Genomic DNA, 17342 nt, shown 5'->3' with positions numbered 1-17342 from the left:
ACTTGATTATCAATCAGTTAATAATATTTTAAAAGAAGTTTGATCTAATGATTTAACTTCTTTTTTTTATTTGCATCCAAAAGATAGAATTAAGATATTCTGTTATATATTAACCAATTAACGACTATAGAGATGAAAAAAATACTTTTGGGATTAGCTTTTGGGTTAGGCGTTTTGACGTCGGCTCAGCAATATCCGAATAATGGTTGGGATGATGACGGTTATTATCAGAATGGAGGCGGCTATTACAGCGATGAAGATGACAAAAATTATTTCCCTGATGATTATTATTACAATTATCCTCAGGATTATTATCCAACTGATTATTATCAGAGCTATTATAATGATTATAGAAATAGTATTGTCAATATCGACTGGAATGGATTTTTTGTACAGAACAGATTAAGCCGTTGGCAGGTAGATCAGATCATGAGACTAAATAATCTGTATGCCAGTTTTACAACATGGAATAATTTCTACAGATATAATCCGGACAGATGGTATTACGATAGGTTTTATGCGATGGAAAGAATTTTAGGACCAAGAACATTTGTTGTTTTTCAAAATAACTATTACAGAGGTTCAAGCCCAATCATCTATTTCCAGAATTACAGAAGAACATATTATGGACCTAGATATACTGTAATGCCAAGATATAGAAATATTAATATCAATATTTACAGAGTAGACAGATCAAGACTCCGCAGAATGGATAACCCTACTTTTGATGTAATCAGAAGAGACAGCAGAGCTGACAACGGTTTCAAAAATACAAGAACCAATGGTAATTCAGGAGGTTTCCGTGGTAATAATGGAACTCGTGATAATTCAGGCTTTAGAGACAATAATGGAGGAGGCTTCAGAGGAAATGCTGATAATGGAGGAACCAGAGGGAGCTCGGATAATAACGGAGGTTTTAGAAATAGCAATGGAGGCGGTTTCAGAGGAAACAATGAGGTAAGAAGAGAAGCTCCCAAAAGAGAAGATAATGGCGGCTTCAGAAATAGTAACGCCGGTGGTTTCAGACAAAAATCTGAAAACTCAGCCCCAAGACAAGAAAACCGTAATAGTGGCGGTGGTTTTAGAGGCAGTTTAGTAAGGAATTAATTTTCATATATTATATTTAAGTGGTGTGAAGGGTAGGTTTTTATAATCTACCCTTTTTTTTGTTATTCTTTAGTTTATTTTTATTAAAATTTAACATTATTTATTAATTTATCAATTTAACTTATGTTTTAATTCATAATCAAAAAGGTATACTAACAAAATAATAATTAATTAAATTTTAAAAAAGATGAAAAAATTAGTTTTAGCAATAGCATTTATCGGAATGGGAAGTTTTGCAATGGCACAGCAGACCAATACAACTCCACAGGACAGACAGGCAAGAGGCGCTGAAATGAAGCAGAGAATGGAGCAAAAACAACAGGAGCGTTTAGACCAGATGCAAAAAGACCTTAATCTTAATCAGTCTCAGGTAGCTCAGATTAAAGGACTTCAGGACAAAAGAAAAGCTGAAATGAAGTCAGAGTTTGAAAAAAATAAAGTAGACAGACAAGCCAAAATGCAGGAGATGATGGCCAAGAAAGCACAAATGGATGCGGATATGAAGAAGATTCTTACCCCTGATCAATATGATAAATGGCAGGCTGATAGAAATGCAAAAGCAGAGAAAATGAAAATGGCAATGAAAGAAAGAAGGATGATGAAAAAGCCGATGAACACAGGGACTGCTGAAGTAAAATAACAGCCTGTAATTTTAATTTTTTAATGTATTAAGGATGGATGCTTTTCCATCCTTTTTGTATTAATTTTCTTTAAAACTTTTGATTTCGGGCTTTTATTCCTTATTTTTGACTATAAATTTAATACTTATGGTTAGCGAAAAAATTGCAAAATTAATTAACGAACAAATTGCCCACGAACAATATGCCGCTCAATATTATCTGTCAATGTCTGCCTGGTTTTCCGGAAAAGATTTGGATGGAATTGCCAACTATTTCAGAGTACAAAGCAAAGAAGAATTGATGCATGCTGATAAAATGTTTGATTATTTGAATGACGTAGGCGGGGAAATTATCATCGGAGAAATTCCAAAACCTCCACATGAGTTCGAAAACGCAACGGATATTTTTGAAAAAGCATTGGCTCATGAGAAAATCGTAACTAAAAGTATTTTCAATATTGTAAAAAATGCTAACGAGGAAGGAGATTTTGCAACAACATCATTCATGCAGTGGTTTATCAACGAGCAGGTAGAAGAAGAAGCAAGCGCTTCTCAGTATGTAACAAAAATCAAAATGGTATGCGATAATCCATCAGCATTATACCTTTTTGATCAGGAATTGTCTCAAAGAGTATTTACTCCGACTCCTACAGTTTAAGATTGAAAATTCTTTTCAAAATATAAAACCGCTCTCCTTTTGGAATAGCGGTTTTTATTTTCAATAAAAAATACTCCTGGCTTCAGCCAACACTGAATATCTATTATTTCGATTAAATTAATAGTGTACTAGAGAAAGTTACTTTTTCTGTTTCTTTCTTTGTATTTTGACAGAGGTAATAAAAACAAATGCTCCTAATACAAAACTCAGAAACAAAGATTTTACAATATTTTCTGTCGGCATATACCGACGTCCATCCTCTGTGACAGCCGGGTCAAAACCATCTATAATATGATAGGTAACTACTGTAGAAACCGACGTAATCAAAAGACTTATAACAAAGGATATTAAATATATTTTCATGGTATTAGTGATCAAAACAAATAACTGATCAGACAGTATTCATCGTTAATAAAAATAATAAAACCTTTTTTAATATTAACCTTTTGAGAATGTTATAATTGAAAATATTATAGATAAATAATCTGAGTTTTAATAACTTTTTTACCCAGACGTTCAAGAATATTTTTATACCCTTCTACCTGTGCTTCATCCTTGGTTTTCTGTTCACCAGTCTTGAAATCAACAATGATATATCCCTCTTCACCCTTTAAAATACGGTCAGGTCTGAATATATGACTTTCTCCATTTTCAGAGATCATAATGTCTTTTTCGTTGATCACTTCCCACTTCTCATCAAAGAATTCTGCATAGGTTCGGACAATTTCCTGTAGCGTAATCTGTATTTCATTTTTTTCCTCCAGTGTAATCTGACCTTCCAGCGCGTATCCTTCAAGGACCTTTGTAATATCCTTTTCAGTATTGATCTTCGATAAAAGTTCATGTACGAAAAGCCCGATTCTTACCTTTTCATTTCGCACCTGGTAATTTTTAGAAGGAGTAGCAATCTTGATGGAAGTACTTTTCTCATTGACGTTCTTCAGATTCTGTATATTCTGGGTTTTAAAAGGTGAGCTTTTATCTTTAGAATGTTTCTTCAGCATCTCAGGATTTACGTCATACACGTCAAATTCATCAGCCTGTTCTGAATTTTTTGTCTGAAGAAATTCCAAAAGCTCAAGATTATTAGACGTCTTATTGGCTTTTTGAAGATAGAAGAACAGCTGTTCAACAGGCCTTGTGGTAGCAACATACTGCAGACATAATCTGTCAATCAGATTTTTATAAGCGTTTTTAGTGTTGAAAAACAGAATTTCATCATCATAAGCTTCCAGATTTTTACTGAACTGGTTGATGTTAACTGATTTTAAAGCTTCGTTTTCATTGGTATCAAACCAGTTGGTAAATTCACTATCCCGGTTTTTGTTCATCATAGGGATGAAAACAATAGGAAACTCCAGTCCTTTAGACTTGTGAATCGTCATGATCTGAATAGCATCAATGTTTTCCGAAGCCTGAATGGTATATGAGGAAGCCTCTTCATCCCAATATTTCAGAAACTCTTTGTTACTGGCACCTGCATTTTGTGTAAAATTGAAAAGCATCTCCAGGAAGTTCATCAGAAAGTCAGTTTCCTTGTTTTCAACAGAGAATTCATTGATGTAATATTCAATAAAATTATACAGATTGAATCTCGGGAAATTATCCTGTTTAAGACGCAGCGAATATTTCTGCTGAATAAACTGAAGTATTTCTTCATGGCCTTCAATATCCAGAATTTCTTTCATTTCTAAAGTGAAATCCGGCATAGTAATTTTCCCCACTGTATTCAGATGATACATCATCATGATCAGACAAGGTTTATTCTTAGGATTGAGTTCCCATCTCAGAAATTCAATAACAGCTTTTAACGTATTAGAAAGTTCGAGCGTAAGACCCTTGTCAGAAATCGTTTTAATATTGGTTTCCTCACCAAGATAATTGACTTTTAAATTTCCCAGTTTTTGAGAATAGCTGAAAATGTCAAAATTCGCACGGCAAAGGATGGTGATATCAGAGAACTTAAAACCATTATTCAGGCACTCCTGAATATCTTTCCGCATTCTTTCTGAAGTGTCACTGTAAAACTCTTCATTCGTAAGATTTTCGATCAGATTAACCTTTACACGCCCATCAATCTTTGATTTTGGACTTTGCTCAGCATCTGCCCCAAAAATATTCTTATGCTCTTCCAGCAGACCTTCAGAATGATATCGATACAGTTCGTTATTGAACTGTACAATGTTTCTGGCACTTCTCCAGTTATCCTTTAAGACTAGAAGATCCGCTTCCTTTGGTGAAAATTCTTTTTTGTTGATAATGTCCAGCATCAGTTTACTTTCTCCACCACGGAATCGGTAAATACTCTGCTTGGGATCGCCAACCAGCGTAAATGAAGTATATTCTGTAGAAACACTGTGATCCCTCAGAGGAACAAAATTTTGCCACTGCAGTTCTGAAGTATCCTGAAATTCATCAAAGAAATAATGTTGAAACTGTGAACCTACTTTTTCATAGATAAAAGCTGAAGGCTCGTTTCTGAGGTTTTCATTGATCAGGATATTAAATTTGGAAAGAAGAACAAGATCATTTTCCTCTTCAATTTTTTGAAGCTCGTCCTGAATATCTTTATTAACCTTTAAAGGAAGAAGAGCAGACAAAATTTTCTCTTTCTTTTGCGTTTCAATGTACAGAAGGATAAGTTTCATCCTGTTGTCCAGAAGCGCATCAAGGATTTCAAAGATCTCAGACTCTTTATGTTTTGACTTTGAAGAAGCTCCTTTCCTGTAATTGTTGACAACAGATTCTTCCTGAGTGGTAGGAAAAGGAAATCCTGGTCTTTTTTGTTGATAAAAATCGGTCACTTTAGTAAAGAAACCTCCGATTCCGTTTTTTCCCTGGGCAAAATCTTCAATCTCTATATTTCTCGATTTGAACAATTCAATAGAACTGGCAGCCAGCTCCGCAGAATGTTTTTTATTTAAAACAATTTCTTTACGAAGTGTATTCTTTATATCTTCATAATTGGCATCATCAAAACTCTTATTACTTTTCAGATGTTCATAATGAATATCCTTCACAAATTCTTTTGCCGAATCATAAAGGTTTTTATTAAGATTGATTCTTTCATTATTTTCAAGACTGTAGTCTACATAATCCATGAAAGAATTGGAGATCGTTTCATTTTCACCAATTTGATCCAGCATTTTATCAACAGCTTCTATCAGAAAAGGTTCCGCTTCAATTTCAAGATTAAAATTTTTAGCAAGTCCCAATTCGTATGAAAAACTTCTTACCAGTCTTGAATTAAAACGGTCAATCGTTCCGATATTCAGTGTGGAATAATTGTGGAGAACGTAGTCCAATAGCCTTTTAGAACGTTCATGAAGATCATCAATTGTTATTTTTAAGCCTTGTTCTTCAAATGCTTTCTGGATATTTTTCAGATCTGTATTCTCGGCATACTCTTTTGCTGAGAAATTTCCCAGCCAGGATAAAATTCTTTCCTTCATCTCGTTGGCTGCCTTATTGGTGAAAGTCAGTGCGAGAATATTCCTGATCGACTGCTGTTGATTAGGATAGCGGAGACAGATCATCAGAAGCCTTTGTACCAGGGCATATGTTTTCCCTGATCCGGCAGAAGCATTGATGACTGTGTAAGAATTTTGCATTGTTAAAAGAGGATTGAGACTGCAAGTTAGCTAAAATTTGAAAGAAACTTTAACAATTTAATCGGCCTATTTAACAGTTTACAAGGCAAAAATCAAAAAGAAATATTAAAACGCGTTAACTGTGGTTAAACTTATGGTAGAATTTAAAAATAATTTTAGCTTTGCTTTATAAAAAATAGCCTGTGAAACTTAAACTATTCTTTTTCTTGTCCTTTATCTTTTTTATTCAAACCCATGCTCAAAGTTATATATTTGGTAAGATTGCTTCCGAAGGCGGTGCTGAAATGCAGGATGTCAATGTAATCAATATCAGAACAGACGAAATAGTAGTTTCAAATAGGGATGGACATTTCATGATTTCCGGAAGAGAAGGAGATGAATTACGCTTTATAAAAGCAGGATATGAACGTTTGGCAAGAAAAGTTTCTCAGGAAAATACCCAATCTCCTATGAATGTAAGTCTTGTACGGCAAACTATTCAGATTCCTGAAGTTGAAGTGAAGCAAGGCCTTACCGGAAACTTAAAAATAGACTCAAAACTTTACAATAAACCTAAGAAAGTAGAAAAACTGATTAAAGATATTGATCAGTATATTGCTCAGAAATCCGATCCAAGAATATTGGCGGCAAGACCCGGAGAATTTGTACAGCCGAAAGGGGAAGGATTTTCTATTGGGAAAGTAAAAGATAAATGGGATGACGTAGATTTGATGAAATACATCAGAGCGAGCCTTGGAGATGAGTATTTTACCAATCTTAAAATAGAAAAACCTATGATAGACCATTTTATTTACTACGTTTTTGCAGGCGGTTTTGAAAGAAAAAAAATCCTGAAATATGGATTCTGCAGTGATGCGGATCTGTACAGGTTTCAGCGCTTTGTTCTGACAAGAATTTCAACCTATCGTACTCCACAAACTCAAAAGTAATGGAGACGAAACGTATTGAAAGAGGTTTATTTCTCGTGCTTTTTTGTATCGCTTCAGGATTGTGGGGTCAGCAAAAAATATCAGGAAAAGTCATTACAGGAAATGAACTGGATTTAACTCCTGTGTTGGTTGTTAATATCTCAAACAGCAAAAGCATGTTAAGTGATATGTCCGGAAGGTTTGAGATAGAAGCAAAAGAAAATGATGAGATCAGATTTGTAAAAGAAGGGTATTACCGTGTTGATAGGAAAATTACCGGAGAAGACATGAATGCTCCATTGAATATCATTCTGAAGAAAATGGAGATCCAGATTCCTGAGGTAAAAATAACATACAAACCTACAGGAAATTTGGCTAAAGATAATCAGCGTTTAAATGAATCCCGAAAAATTCAGTCATTAAAGTCAGATCTAGAGACTTATATGAAGAGCCCCCTTATTCAGGCTCTGCCAAATAATACCATATCAAAAACTTTTACAGGGCATGATTTTAATGCAGGACAGGTAAATGTGTTAGGGGTGTTGAGTGCTGTAGCTGGTTTGGTAAAAAAAGCAACAAAACCTAAAATTACCAAGGCCAATTACAATGAAACTCAGGATTTTCTTAAGAGAGTAAAAAATCAGATCAATTTGAGTTTCCTGAAAAAATATGGAATGGATGAAGAGCTGATTGATAGTTTTCTTCTCTATGCAGAAAAAACACGTTCACTATCAAAAAGATTTAGGAAAGATTTTCAGACAAGTGATGTAGAATATGAGCTTAGAGTAGCATTCGCAGAATACAGTAAAACGAATAAACTAGAGGGAAATAAAAATTAATTATTATAAAATAAAAGTTGGATTATATCACTGAAAATATTGAAAGTTTAGGGAGAAGAAGAATTTTTCTTTTCATAATGATGCTGTGCAGTACTTTCATTTTTTCTCAGCAGACAGTAACGGGACGAATAGTAGATGACAATGGTGAAGACTTAAGTAAAGTGATCGTTATCAATATGTCTACAGACAAAAAAGTATATTCCGATTCACAAGGGATTTTTTCTATTGATGCCAATCCTAATGATGAGTTGAGATTTGTAAAAGTAGATTTCAACAGGACATCCAGAAGAGTTCTTACCAATGGCGTTAATTCACCGCTGTTTATTACCCTTTATCAGATTCCGAGAGATGTAGGGGAAGTGAAGATCGTTAAAAAACTTACCGGAGATTTGAACGTAGATTCCCGAATTGTGGCAAAAGTAGATAAAGGAGAACAGGTAAGAGATGCTGTAGGTCTTCCGCAACCGGTGGGTAAAATGAGAGAAAAGCCGGCAGAAGTGAAAAGTGTTCTTTTACCCATACTTCTGGGAAATCTGAATGTTCAGGGAGTATATGATCTGATAAGCGGTAAAGCGAGAAGACAGAAAAGACAATATAAATATGATGATCTCCAGGAACATATTGCCTGGGTTCGTAACAGGATAGATGATGATTACTTTGTAAAAGCAGGAATCCCGGGTGATAGAATTTCAGAATTCATTCAGTTTTCATTTTTGGCGAAACCGCAGGTACGAACTTATGTGAAAGCAAGAAACCTTTCCGGTGTCATGCTAAGGTTAGAAGAAACAGCACCTCTTTTTATTGAAAGATTGAAACAGCAAAAAAAATAGTTCTAGATACCTTCAAATTTCTGTTCTTAAAATGTTAAAAAAATCTTAAAATAATGGAATGGAAATTGATACAGTCTTGTTGTAACAACAACCAAATTCACAAATTTTATGAATAAAAACATTTTTGCAGTAGCCATCGCAGCACTAGGTTTTGTAATTGGACTCGGGCTTTTAGGAAATGCCATTAAAAACAGAAATAAATCTGAAAATACAATTTCTATAACAGGACTTGGAACAAAACAATTTACTTCAGATCTGATCACCTGGTCCGGGAGTTTTTCCAAAAACAATGGAGATCTGAAATCTGCCTATGATGAACTGGCAACGGACAGAAAAGTAATCAACGATTACTTGCTTTCAAAAGGAATACAGCAGAAGGAAATTGTATTTTCATCGGTAGATATTCAAAAGCAGTTCAGAAGCTATAATGATTCAAACGGGAATTATGTACAGGGAGAATTTTCTGGTTACAATCTTACCCAAAAAGTATCCATTGAAAGTAAAGAAGTCAGCAAAATAGAAAACTTATCCAGAAATATTACCGAAATTATCAACCGCGGAATTGAATTCACCTCCTCTTCACCTGCCTATTTCTATACTAAACTTGCAACGGTGAAACAGGAAATGATTGCCAGTGCAACAAAAGATGCTAAGGAGCGTGCTGAAAAAATTGCAGAAAATTCAGGAAGTAGACTGGGAAATCTAAAAAAAGCAACAATGGGAGTGATCCAGATTACAGCACCCAATTCCAATGAAGATTATTCATACGGTGGAACTTTCAATACTTCTTCCAAAGAAAAAGAAGCTAGTATTACAATAAAGTTGGAGTACGAAGTAAATTAACAGAAAAGTTGTCTAATAAACTTTACAAAACTGCAAAAGCATTCATTTTAAAACCTTTGGCCCTTTTGTGGTTAAAAAAATAAATGAAAACGCCGGAAAAATAATTCCGGCGTTTTATATTTTAAGCGTAAACAGTATTACATATTTCATTTTTAAGCTCCTCTACATTTTCAGGAGTATAATTGGCTAACAGCCATAAATTCAAGGATTTTTTTCCTTCACCATAGCTTGGTTGGATATGAGTGGTATCAATCAGACTAAAATTATTTCTCTGATAGAAAGAATACCGTCTTGAGGCATCTTCACTCAATTCTGCAGGCTCAATTTCTAAGATAATATTCGGATAACTTTCTGATAAGTGATTCATGATATGAGATCCCAGCTTTTTACTTCTGAAGGTCTCAAACACTTCGAAATGTTCTACAAAAACAAAAGAACTCAGTTCCCAAAGAATGAGGTAGCCTATAGCTTCTGATTCATGAACAGCAGACATGAATTTTACCCGCGGATTTGAAAATAACCCCACAAATTGTTCTTTATCTCTTTGTTCGTCTACAGGAAAAGTGGTCGTATAAGAAGTATAGATTTCCTGAACTCTATGATCTTCAGCAGAAGTAATCGGTAAAAATTCCATAATTTATAAATCAAAGACACTGGGTCTTCTGGTGATAAAAATATCTTTAATCCAAAGTGTAAATGCCAATCCCAAGTAGATCAGAAAGAAAAAACCGGCTGTAGCAAAAGTAGAATAAATGAAGAAAATTCTCAATTTAGATACAGGAATTCCCAGCTTGGCACCCATTCTTGTCAGTACACCAAACCATTCTCTTTCCATTTTATGACGGATATTACTCAGCATTTCCAGATTGTTATTTAAAAGTTGAATCCTAATACTGCAAGGTAAGCATTTTTTTTGATAAAGGTTTTGAATGATGGGATCTGTTCGGGGATAATTATTCTTTTAAAAGTTTAAATCCGATACTGCAGGCTAAACAGTTTTTTGTTTCACAATTGGTTGTATGATGGTAAATCAAACTTTGGCTTTCGAGAGCATTGGTGATTTTAAGCCCCAGTTTTTTCCATCCTGTTATGACGGTGTTTTTCTCAGCAGAAATATCTTTATACATTTCAATAATTTCATCTGTAATCTCTTCCCGATGATATCTGTGGTAAGAATACTTTAAAGGAAGAACTGTGTTTAAAATCAGAATATCAATAAAAATCTTTACTCAGCGTTTTAGGATGTACTTTTGAGATATTTCCGAAATTGAAACGGGAATCCCAATATTCAGAAGCTTTTATAGAATTGAAAATGCTATACAGCTGATCTGTATTTCTGGTCTCCATGATCTTTGAGAATAAATTCTGATGTTTGTACAGGTCTGCCAATTGAGAGAGGCGGATTGTGGGGAAATTAGGAGGTCTTAATCTTAAAAATTTAGGATGAAACTTAAGATCTGAAATAGAAAACTTTGCTTTGATGAATTGAAATTCTCTCTTCCAGATTTTCATCTGTTCGTCATCCGGATGATCAAGCCATCCTGAGATTCCAAACAATAAAGCTTCAAGCTGAAGAGGATTCTGACGAATTTTATTAATAATACTGTAATCCACACTTTCTGCAATCTGCCGAAAAAGATGAGCATTAACTTTTAATCCAAACGAATAAGCAAAGCTGTGAAATAAAACGGCTTCAAAATTATTTTTGTATTGAATTAAACTCTGCTCAAGTTCTGAAGATTTCTCATTCAGTTTTTTCAGAATATTCTCTTCATGAAAATGGACCGGGATTTTTTCTGTATCAAATATATTTTCGCAAGTAATAAATTCTTCTTTGTCAACAAACTTTTCATATTTCCAGACTATATTTTCATCAATATAATCCTTCAATTCCAAAGTAGGAACATTCTTTCCGGTAAGTTCATGAATGTCTATATCGTGTAGAAAAACGACATGCAAGATGATATTTTGATAATTGGGATCCAGGGAGTGGTTGTGGAAAATCCAGTCTGAGGAACGGACGTGGAGTTCTATATTTCCTGCGAGAAGTAAGCCGTTGATTCTGATTTTGGCGTCCAGAAAATCAGGGCCTGCATTTGTATTCCATTTTCCAAAATGGATGATCTCAACGGAATTACCTTCAATATCCTTGAAGTCAAAATGTTTGAAAACCTTATAGTTCCAAAGATATTGAAGTAATTTTTCCGTCATAAGTATGACGATAAATATAATAGAAATATTATGCTTTCGTCAGCTCCTTATTAAAATTTTCTATAGTTGTTCTATACATTTTCTCATAGATAGGAAGAATGTTTTTCAAATCGAATTTTATAGCCTGATCTTTCGCATTTTGCTTCATTTTGGCTAAAAGTTCGTCATTACTCAACAATTTGATGGTGTAGTTGCTCATGGCTTCTACATTTCCGATTTCTGCAAGATATCCGGTCTCTCCCTGAATGTTTACTTCAGGAATTCCTCCCGCATTGGAACTGATAACCGGGGTATAAGCTGCCATTGCTTCCAAAGCTGCCAAACCGAAACTTTCCTGCTCCGAAGGAAGAAGAAATACATCGGAAAGCTGTAAGATCTTATAAAGATCATTCACTTTTCCAAGAAGACGGATTTTTGAAATAAGCTCCGGATTTTCTTCCAGAAACTGATTAACCTTTTCCATATCAGGACCTTCCCCAATGATGATAAGTTTAGATTTTACCTTCTTCTCTACATTTTTAAAGATCTGTAATACTTCATCTACACGTTTTACAGGACGAAGATTGGATACGTGGATCAGAATTTTTTCATCAGGATTCGCAAATTGTGTTCTCTGGCACTCAGAGCAGTCATCAAATTCAGAATTGTCAATAAAATTGGTAATTACCTGAATTTCTTTTTTGATGTTGAAAAACTGAAGCGTATCTTTTTTCAGACTTTGAGAAACCGAAGTAATCGCATCAGACTGATTGATTGAAAATTCTACAGCATGTTTATAACTTGGGTGCTGACCTACAAGGGTAATATCTGTACCGTGCAATGTAGTCACCAGTGGAATATCATTATTGTCTTCCTGAAGCATCTGTTTGGCTGTAAAAGCTGCATATGCATAAGGAATGGCATAATGTGCATGAAGAAGATCCAGTTTATAAAGATTGACAACCCTGTAGATCATCGAGCTTAGCGCAATATCATAAGGCTGATACTGGAAAAGCGGATAGGTCTGAACATTTACCCTGTGAAAGAAAATATTCGGGTTGGTGATGTCTAATCTTGCAGGAAGTGCAGAACTGATGAAATGTACTTCATATCCTTTATTGGCAAGGGACATTCCTAATTCTGTTGCTACAATTCCGCTTCCTCCATATGTGGGATAGCAAAGTATGCCTATTTTCATTAGATTATTGTTGTTTTGATGTTGTGTTATTAGGGTTTGCTGAGGTAGCTGAATTAAGCTCTATACCCATTCCTGGTTTCAACTGGTCATTGACAAGTACAGGAAGTTTCCCCCATATTTTTGTTTTTCCGTTTAAGGCATCTGCAGCAGCGTTCATTGAATCATCATTGTTTTCATAAGAAACAAGAACGGTTGAAACTTTTGAAATATCAATATCCTTTAATGCATAAGCACTTCCGAATACATTCAGTATTACATTTTGATTTTTGGTAAGATCAGAAAGCACTTTTTTTGATTCTTCTGATATTTTGTAAGGCTTGTAAGCTGTTGAGTTATCCTTATGGAAACCTACGATTACTGTAGAACCTGCCGGAATAGTATTAATTTCGCCAGCTTTTTTAATGATGGCATTGTTTCCTAGTCGGTTGGTAAAAGTCTGATAAGGCGCTTCTTCCAGAGGAACATAATAAATCTGTTTTCCTGTAAGAGGCAGTAATTTCTTTTCATCCTTTAATAATGTCAATGCATTGGAATAAAGATTCTGTACTAATTGAGTATGAGAATTATTATTCAGGTCTGTATTGATATTTTCAGGATTTTTTGGAGTGTATTGAGTCAATCCAAGAAAATATTTGGTTAATAAGATCTTTTTTACACTTTCCTCTACTCTGGATTGAGGAATTTCTCCTTTATCAATGGCTTTCTGGATCAGTTTTTTACCTTCAGAAACACCTTGTGAGAAAAGCATAATATCATTTCCTGCTTTGAACGCCATAGCATCCAGTTCACCCGGTTTGTATTTATTGGCAACAGCACCCATATTGAGCGCGTCTGTAATGATTAACCCTTTATAGCCTAATTTATCTTTAAGTAATCCAGTAATGATATTTTTAGAAACAGATGCCGGAATTCCTTTCCCTGATTCTAAGCTTGGAACGTATAAATGGGCAACCATTACTCCGCCGATTCCTTTATTCATCAACGCTTTGAAAGGTGCCAGTTCTATAGTATTAAGTCTGTCTATATTGTGGGAAACTACCGGAAGATCAAGGTGTGAGTCTGTGCTGGTATCTCCGTGACCTGGAAAATGTTTAATGGCTGCTAATATATTGTTATCCTGAAGCCCGTTAGAATAGGATAGGGCAGAGCTGATGACATTATTCACTTCAGAACCAAAACTTCTGTTTCCAATGATAGGGTTATTTGGATTGGTATTAACATCCACTACAGGAGCAAAATCCCAATTGATACCCATTCTGTGACAATCTTCAGCAATTTTTGCTGCCATCTGGTAGACAAGATTTTTATCCTGAATGGCACCCAATGTCATGGCCCATGGAAATTTATGAGCGGTTGCAATTCTCTGGTATAGTCCCCATTCCGCATCCATACCGATCATCAAAGGGATTTTAGATTTTTGCTGAAACTCATTTACCAGATTGATTTCTCTTGCTGCATCATCCTGCATTAAAATCAAACCTCCTATTTTATCATTCGCAACAATATTTCTTACCTGGCTGATATAGTCTTCTCCTTTATTGGTATAAAGTGCAACAATAAAAAGCTGTCCTAACTTTTCGTCCTGAGAAAGATTTTTGTATGTCTTTTCAACCCATTGCTGAGCCTTTTTCAAATCTTCCTTAGAAGCATTTTTAGGCTGGTACTGGGCATTAACTTTAGGACTTATCAATGCTACAATAAAGAGTGAAGTATATAATAATTTCTTCATGACTTTTTGAATAAGAACAAAAATACAATTAAAAAAATGATGAAAACAAAGTTTTTGCAATTTTTGGTATATGATTTGAATAAGCAATATAAATAATAACTAAACTTTAATAAGAAATGAAAAAAATACTTCTGTTTTTATTCCTTGGTGCTGTAGGCTTTACTGCTTATAGCTGTGACAACAAAGATGATGTTGTAGTACAAGGTACAGACTATGATACTATCAATCAATCATTTGATATTAGTCCTAGTTTTACAAAGGTTAGTGATAATCTTTACAGATGGAGTGATAGTTTTAAGAGCCCATTAGTACAATCAGATATGGTACTTGTTTATATGCAGGTGGACACTAATGGAGGTTCTCCTGTCTGGAGGCTCTTACCATATACTTATTATGTAGGTAATGTTAATAATGATGCTGTAGATTACATTAATGAATTCAGTAAGACTGGTGTTACTATTAATATTAACTCAACAAATACATTTAGTTTAACAGCTAATCCATCTTACTATCAGAATAAAAATTTCAGAGTTCTTATTCTTCCGGCTAATGGAACGGGAACAGGTGGAGCAAAAGCGGCTAAAGGTAATGCAGTAGATTATAACGATTATAAGAGTGTAATTAAATATTACAATATTGACGAGTCTAAAATCAAGACTAAATACTAAGAAATATCTTTTCAGTTTTTTATAATTAAAAAAGTCCCGAGAGTAATCTTGGGGCTTTTGATTTATATATAAGAATAGACCAAGCTATTTAATTTAAACGTATCTATTGTGAGAGAATTTGATTAAGATATTTTAGATGCAGAAACAAATGGCCAGATAAAAGAGAGATCAGAAAAATAAAAAGCTTCAGAATATTCTGAAGCTTTTATTTTATTTAGTTATCATTGTCATCAAGAAGATGTCCAAAGAAGTCTTTTTTTGTTTGCAGATATCCTTTGCTTATTTCGTTGGCAGGAATCTGTAGCGGTACTCTTGAATTAAGGTGAATGTTGCTATCTACCACATATTTTACCTTTTCAGGATTATTGGTCAAAAGATTGATATCTTTTACATCCAATAGATTAAGGATTTCAATCGCTACGCTGAAATTTCTATCATCTGCGGGAAGTCCCAGTTGAAGATTGGCCTGTACAGTATCCAAACCTTTTTCCTGTAGGGAGTATGCCTTCAGCTTGTTGATGATCCCGATGTTTCTTCCTTCCTGGCGAAGGTAGATGATGATCCCACCGTTTTCATGGATATATTTCATTGCAGCATCTAATTGTTGGCCGCATTCACATTTTTTTGAATGGAAAACTTCTCCGGTAATACATTCTGAGTGGAAACGAACATTAACTGGTTTTGAGAAATCTGTATTTTCTGCAACAATCGCCATATGAGGCATCCAGTCGTTTACGTTTTCGGAGAAAGCAATCATTCGGAAAGTACCGTGTTCTGTAGGAACATTGGCTTCCGCTTGAATTTTAATCATTGATTGTTCAATTAGTTTTTAACTTCCTGGTAAAGCATCTTCAATAACAGAAATATTGGTTTTTAAACGAACCAGATATCTGTTGAGAACCTCATCGTCATCTCTGTCAAGATTTTGCCTTAGCTTTTGAATTTTTTTGTAAGATTTTTCGAAGCTTTTAAGGGCTCTGCTCTTTCCTGTAGAATTGTTGGCATCAATAGCATATAAATAATTCTGAAGGCTGTATTTCAAGCTGGTGATCTCGTCATTCAATCCGTTGTTTTTAAACTTAGGAAAAGTGGAGATCATATTTGAAATTTCAGAAGCATTTACATTCTCTTTAATATTGATATTAAAATTCTTCTTTGAGCCTCTGTCAGAATCAGAACCTTTGGTATCACTATAAAAATTATTTGACAGCGGAGAAAGGTTAAGCTTTTCCGTTGCGCAGGAAGATGTTAATATGATAAGTACTCCAAGAAAAATTAATCGTTTCATTTCTGTTGCCCTTTTTGATAAAGGATTGGGTTAAGACTTTCATCGTTATACATTTTCATTTGTTTGTATACTTTCATCTTAACGTTACCGTTCTCAATATCAGCAAGCAACTGATTTATAGAAGTTGATAGATCTTCTTTCTGAGTAAGCAGAACATCCAGTTTAGCCTGGCAGTTGTTTCTGTGTTCTTCAGAAGCAGATTCTCTATTAGCTTCTAACGACATATGATAAACCTTTAATGCAAGAATTGATAATCTGTCTACTGCCCAAGCGGGAGTTTCTGTATTTATTTTTGCTTCAGATTTAGGAGTTATATTTTCAAACTTATTAAGGAACCAGCCGTCAATATACTCTACCAAATCAGTTCTTTTCTGATTGGAGGCGTCTATTGTTCTCTTGAGTTGAAGAGCTTCAGCCGGATCAATATTTTCATCTCTAATTATATCTTCCAGATGCCATTGAACGGTATCAATCCAGTTCTTTGCATACAAAATCCGTTCCAAACTATCTTTTTCGAACGGGTTACTAACTAGAGCGTTAACGTCATCAGACACGTGATAGTCTTCAATAGCTTGATTGAAGACTTTCCATGCAGTCTCAGTAAATTTCATTAATTCTAAGTAATTTTAGTTGCTTGGAGAATTATTATTATCGGAAGACGGCTTTTTCTCAGCACCTGGTTTGTCTTCTTCTTTCACCGCATCTTTAAATTCTTTGATTCCGGAACCAACTCCTCTCATTAATTCAGGAATTTTCTTTCCTCCAAACAGCAATACTAAAAGTATCGCTACGATAAGGATATGCTGCCAAGATAAGGCAAGTATAGTTAGTGTATTCATCTCTTAAAATTTTTG

The 17342-nt window shown here is 34.6% G+C and carries 20 protein-coding genes and 1 pseudogene; 8 read left to right on the top strand and 13 right to left on the bottom strand.

Annotated elements, in window-relative coordinates:
* Positions 1 to 132 precede the first annotated feature (132 nt).
* The 3 genes from LF886_RS22305 (at position 133) to LF886_RS22295 (ending at position 2384) form a co-directional block, all read left to right on the top strand.
* Entirely contained in the window at positions 133 to 1107 is a 975-nt protein-coding gene (locus tag LF886_RS22305; protein WP_236851862.1) for a hypothetical protein, read from the top strand.
* Between the two features lie 187 nt (positions 1108 to 1294).
* Positions 1295 to 1747, top strand: a complete 453-nt coding sequence (locus LF886_RS22300; RefSeq protein ID WP_124536999.1) for a hypothetical protein — start codon at positions 1295 to 1297, stop codon at positions 1745 to 1747.
* A gap of 127 nt (positions 1748 to 1874) precedes the next feature.
* Complete coding sequence (locus tag LF886_RS22295) at positions 1875 to 2384, top strand: ferritin (protein WP_236851860.1); 510 nt, start codon at positions 1875 to 1877, stop codon at positions 2382 to 2384.
* Positions 2385 to 2522: 138 nt separating this feature from the next.
* Here LF886_RS22295 and LF886_RS22290 read toward each other — a convergent pair whose 3' ends face one another.
* Both LF886_RS22290 and LF886_RS22285 read right to left on the bottom strand, forming a co-directional pair.
* Positions 2523 to 2747: a hypothetical protein gene (locus tag LF886_RS22290; RefSeq protein WP_236851858.1), complete on the bottom strand. Its 225-nt coding sequence runs from the start codon at positions 2745 to 2747 to the stop codon at positions 2523 to 2525.
* Positions 2748 to 2854: 107 nt separating this feature from the next.
* Positions 2855 to 5995 (bottom strand): UvrD-helicase domain-containing protein, encoded by a 3141-nt coding sequence (locus tag LF886_RS22285; protein WP_236851856.1) that lies wholly within the window; start codon positions 5993 to 5995, stop codon positions 2855 to 2857.
* Positions 5996 to 6177: 182 nt separating this feature from the next.
* Between LF886_RS22285 and LF886_RS22280 the strand changes: the two genes are divergently transcribed.
* The 4 genes from LF886_RS22280 (at position 6178) to LF886_RS22265 (ending at position 9415) form a co-directional block, all read left to right on the top strand.
* Positions 6178 to 6924, top strand: a complete 747-nt coding sequence (locus LF886_RS22280; protein WP_236851854.1) for a hypothetical protein — start codon at positions 6178 to 6180, stop codon at positions 6922 to 6924.
* Complete coding sequence (locus LF886_RS22275) at positions 6924 to 7742, top strand: hypothetical protein (RefSeq protein ID WP_236851853.1); 819 nt, start codon at positions 6924 to 6926, stop codon at positions 7740 to 7742. The genes LF886_RS22280 and LF886_RS22275 overlap by 1 nt, the downstream gene beginning before the upstream one ends.
* 17 nt (positions 7743 to 7759) lie before the next feature.
* Positions 7760 to 8572 carry a carboxypeptidase-like regulatory domain-containing protein gene (locus tag LF886_RS22270; protein WP_236851851.1) on the top strand — a complete coding sequence of 271 codons (813 nt, stop codon included), beginning with the start codon at positions 7760 to 7762 and terminating at the stop codon, positions 8570 to 8572.
* 108 nt (positions 8573 to 8680) lie between these two features.
* Positions 8681 to 9415: an SIMPL domain-containing protein gene (locus LF886_RS22265; RefSeq protein ID WP_236851850.1), complete on the top strand. Its 735-nt coding sequence runs from the start codon at positions 8681 to 8683 to the stop codon at positions 9413 to 9415.
* A gap of 121 nt (positions 9416 to 9536) precedes the next feature.
* Here LF886_RS22265 and LF886_RS22260 read toward each other — a convergent pair whose 3' ends face one another.
* From LF886_RS22260 to LF886_RS22235, 7 genes and pseudogenes are all read right to left on the bottom strand, one after another.
* The gene (locus tag LF886_RS22260) at positions 9537 to 10049 is read right to left on the bottom strand and encodes a GNAT family N-acetyltransferase (protein WP_236851842.1); all 513 of its coding nucleotides are present in this window, start codon (positions 10047 to 10049) and stop codon (positions 9537 to 9539) included.
* 3 nt (positions 10050 to 10052) lie between these two features.
* Positions 10053 to 10274, bottom strand: a complete 222-nt coding sequence (locus LF886_RS22255) for a PspC family transcriptional regulator (protein ID WP_027373948.1) — start codon at positions 10272 to 10274, stop codon at positions 10053 to 10055.
* Positions 10275 to 10368: 94 nt separating this feature from the next.
* A complete protein-coding gene (locus tag LF886_RS22250) occupies positions 10369 to 10542 on the bottom strand; it encodes a hypothetical protein (protein WP_236854353.1) in 174 nt (57 codons plus the stop codon).
* A 27-nt stretch (positions 10543 to 10569) separates the two neighbouring features.
* Positions 10570 to 10620 (bottom strand): annotated as a pseudogene (locus tag LF886_RS23985) (hypothetical protein); the annotation flags it as partial.
* 7 nt (positions 10621 to 10627) lie between these two features.
* A complete protein-coding gene (locus tag LF886_RS22245) occupies positions 10628 to 11626 on the bottom strand; it encodes a DUF2851 family protein (RefSeq protein ID WP_262913036.1) in 999 nt (332 codons plus the stop codon).
* Between the two features lie 28 nt (positions 11627 to 11654).
* On the bottom strand, positions 11655 to 12803 hold the full coding sequence (bshA, locus tag LF886_RS22240) for an N-acetyl-alpha-D-glucosaminyl L-malate synthase BshA (RefSeq protein WP_109739277.1): 1149 nt from the start codon (positions 12801 to 12803) through the stop codon (positions 11655 to 11657).
* A gap of 4 nt (positions 12804 to 12807) precedes the next feature.
* Positions 12808 to 14532: a glycoside hydrolase family 3 protein gene (locus tag LF886_RS22235; RefSeq protein ID WP_236851841.1), complete on the bottom strand. Its 1725-nt coding sequence runs from the start codon at positions 14530 to 14532 to the stop codon at positions 12808 to 12810.
* Positions 14533 to 14648: 116 nt separating this feature from the next.
* Here LF886_RS22235 and LF886_RS22230 point away from each other — a divergent pair, with 116 nt between their 5' ends.
* On the top strand, positions 14649 to 15200 hold the full coding sequence (locus LF886_RS22230; RefSeq protein WP_236851839.1) for a hypothetical protein: 552 nt from the start codon (positions 14649 to 14651) through the stop codon (positions 15198 to 15200).
* 214 nt (positions 15201 to 15414) lie between these two features.
* Here LF886_RS22230 and ribA read toward each other — a convergent pair whose 3' ends face one another.
* From ribA to tatA, 4 genes are read right to left on the bottom strand one after another with little or no spacing between them, the layout of a single operon-like run.
* Positions 15415 to 16011 (bottom strand): GTP cyclohydrolase II, encoded by a 597-nt coding sequence (gene ribA / locus LF886_RS22225; RefSeq protein ID WP_236851837.1) that lies wholly within the window; start codon positions 16009 to 16011, stop codon positions 15415 to 15417.
* Between the two features lie 18 nt (positions 16012 to 16029).
* Positions 16030 to 16488 (bottom strand): hypothetical protein, encoded by a 459-nt coding sequence (locus tag LF886_RS22220; protein ID WP_121490135.1) that lies wholly within the window; start codon positions 16486 to 16488, stop codon positions 16030 to 16032.
* The gene (locus LF886_RS22215) at positions 16485 to 17099 is read right to left on the bottom strand and encodes a DUF4254 domain-containing protein (RefSeq protein WP_236851835.1); all 615 of its coding nucleotides are present in this window, start codon (positions 17097 to 17099) and stop codon (positions 16485 to 16487) included. Before LF886_RS22215 ends, LF886_RS22220 begins: the two co-directional genes overlap by 4 nt.
* A 15-nt stretch (positions 17100 to 17114) precedes the next feature.
* Positions 17115 to 17327 carry a twin-arginine translocase TatA/TatE family subunit gene (tatA, locus tag LF886_RS22210; protein WP_236851827.1) on the bottom strand — a complete coding sequence of 71 codons (213 nt, stop codon included), beginning with the start codon at positions 17325 to 17327 and terminating at the stop codon, positions 17115 to 17117.
* Positions 17328 to 17342: the final 15 nt, after the last annotated feature.

It is taken from the genome of Chryseobacterium sp. MEBOG07 (genome assembly GCF_021869745.1).
Taxonomy (GTDB): domain Bacteria; phylum Bacteroidota; class Bacteroidia; order Flavobacteriales; family Weeksellaceae; genus Chryseobacterium; species Chryseobacterium viscerum.
The sequence above is the reverse complement of the archived record's forward strand: the minus strand, read 5'-3'. Positions and strand labels throughout refer to the sequence as shown.

Bases quoted from the DNA above. Each gene is read 5' to 3' on its own strand.
- LF886_RS22260 (WP_236851842.1), bottom strand. From the start codon at position 10,049: ATGGAATTTTTACCGATTACTTCTGCTGAAGATCATAGAGTTCAGGAA.
- LF886_RS22300 (WP_124536999.1), top strand. From the start codon at position 1,295: ATGAAAAAATTAGTTTTAGCAATAGCATTTATCGGAATGGGAAGTTTT.
- LF886_RS22275 (WP_236851853.1), top strand. From the start codon at position 6,924: ATGGAGACGAAACGTATTGAAAGAGGTTTATTTCTCGTGCTTTTTTGT.
- LF886_RS22220 (WP_121490135.1), bottom strand. From the start codon at position 16,488: ATGAAACGATTAATTTTTCTTGGAGTACTTATCATATTAACATCTTCC.
- LF886_RS22235 (WP_236851841.1), bottom strand. From the start codon at position 14,532: ATGAAGAAATTATTATATACTTCACTCTTTATTGTAGCATTGATAAGT.
- LF886_RS22285 (WP_236851856.1), bottom strand. From the start codon at position 5,995: ATGCAAAATTCTTACACAGTCATCAATGCTTCTGCCGGATCAGGGAAA.
- tatA (WP_236851827.1), bottom strand. From the start codon at position 17,327: ATGAATACACTAACTATACTTGCCTTATCTTGGCAGCATATCCTTATC.
- bshA (WP_109739277.1), bottom strand. From the start codon at position 12,803: ATGAAAATAGGCATACTTTGCTATCCCACATATGGAGGAAGCGGAATT.
- LF886_RS22295 (WP_236851860.1), top strand. From the start codon at position 1,875: ATGGTTAGCGAAAAAATTGCAAAATTAATTAACGAACAAATTGCCCAC.
- LF886_RS22215 (WP_236851835.1), bottom strand. From the start codon at position 17,099: ATGAAATTTACTGAGACTGCATGGAAAGTCTTCAATCAAGCTATTGAA.
- LF886_RS22230 (WP_236851839.1), top strand. From the start codon at position 14,649: ATGAAAAAAATACTTCTGTTTTTATTCCTTGGTGCTGTAGGCTTTACT.
- LF886_RS22255 (WP_027373948.1), bottom strand. From the start codon at position 10,274: ATGCTGAGTAATATCCGTCATAAAATGGAAAGAGAATGGTTTGGTGTA.
- LF886_RS22265 (WP_236851850.1), top strand. From the start codon at position 8,681: ATGAATAAAAACATTTTTGCAGTAGCCATCGCAGCACTAGGTTTTGTA.
- ribA (WP_236851837.1), bottom strand. From the start codon at position 16,011: ATGATTAAAATTCAAGCGGAAGCCAATGTTCCTACAGAACACGGTACT.
- LF886_RS22245 (WP_262913036.1), bottom strand. From the start codon at position 11,626: ATGACGGAAAAATTACTTCAATATCTTTGGAACTATAAGGTTTTCAAA.
- LF886_RS22305 (WP_236851862.1), top strand. From the start codon at position 133: ATGAAAAAAATACTTTTGGGATTAGCTTTTGGGTTAGGCGTTTTGACG.
- LF886_RS22290 (WP_236851858.1), bottom strand. From the start codon at position 2,747: ATGAAAATATATTTAATATCCTTTGTTATAAGTCTTTTGATTACGTCG.
- LF886_RS22250 (WP_236854353.1), bottom strand. From the start codon at position 10,542: ATGTATAAAGATATTTCTGCTGAGAAAAACACCGTCATAACAGGATGG.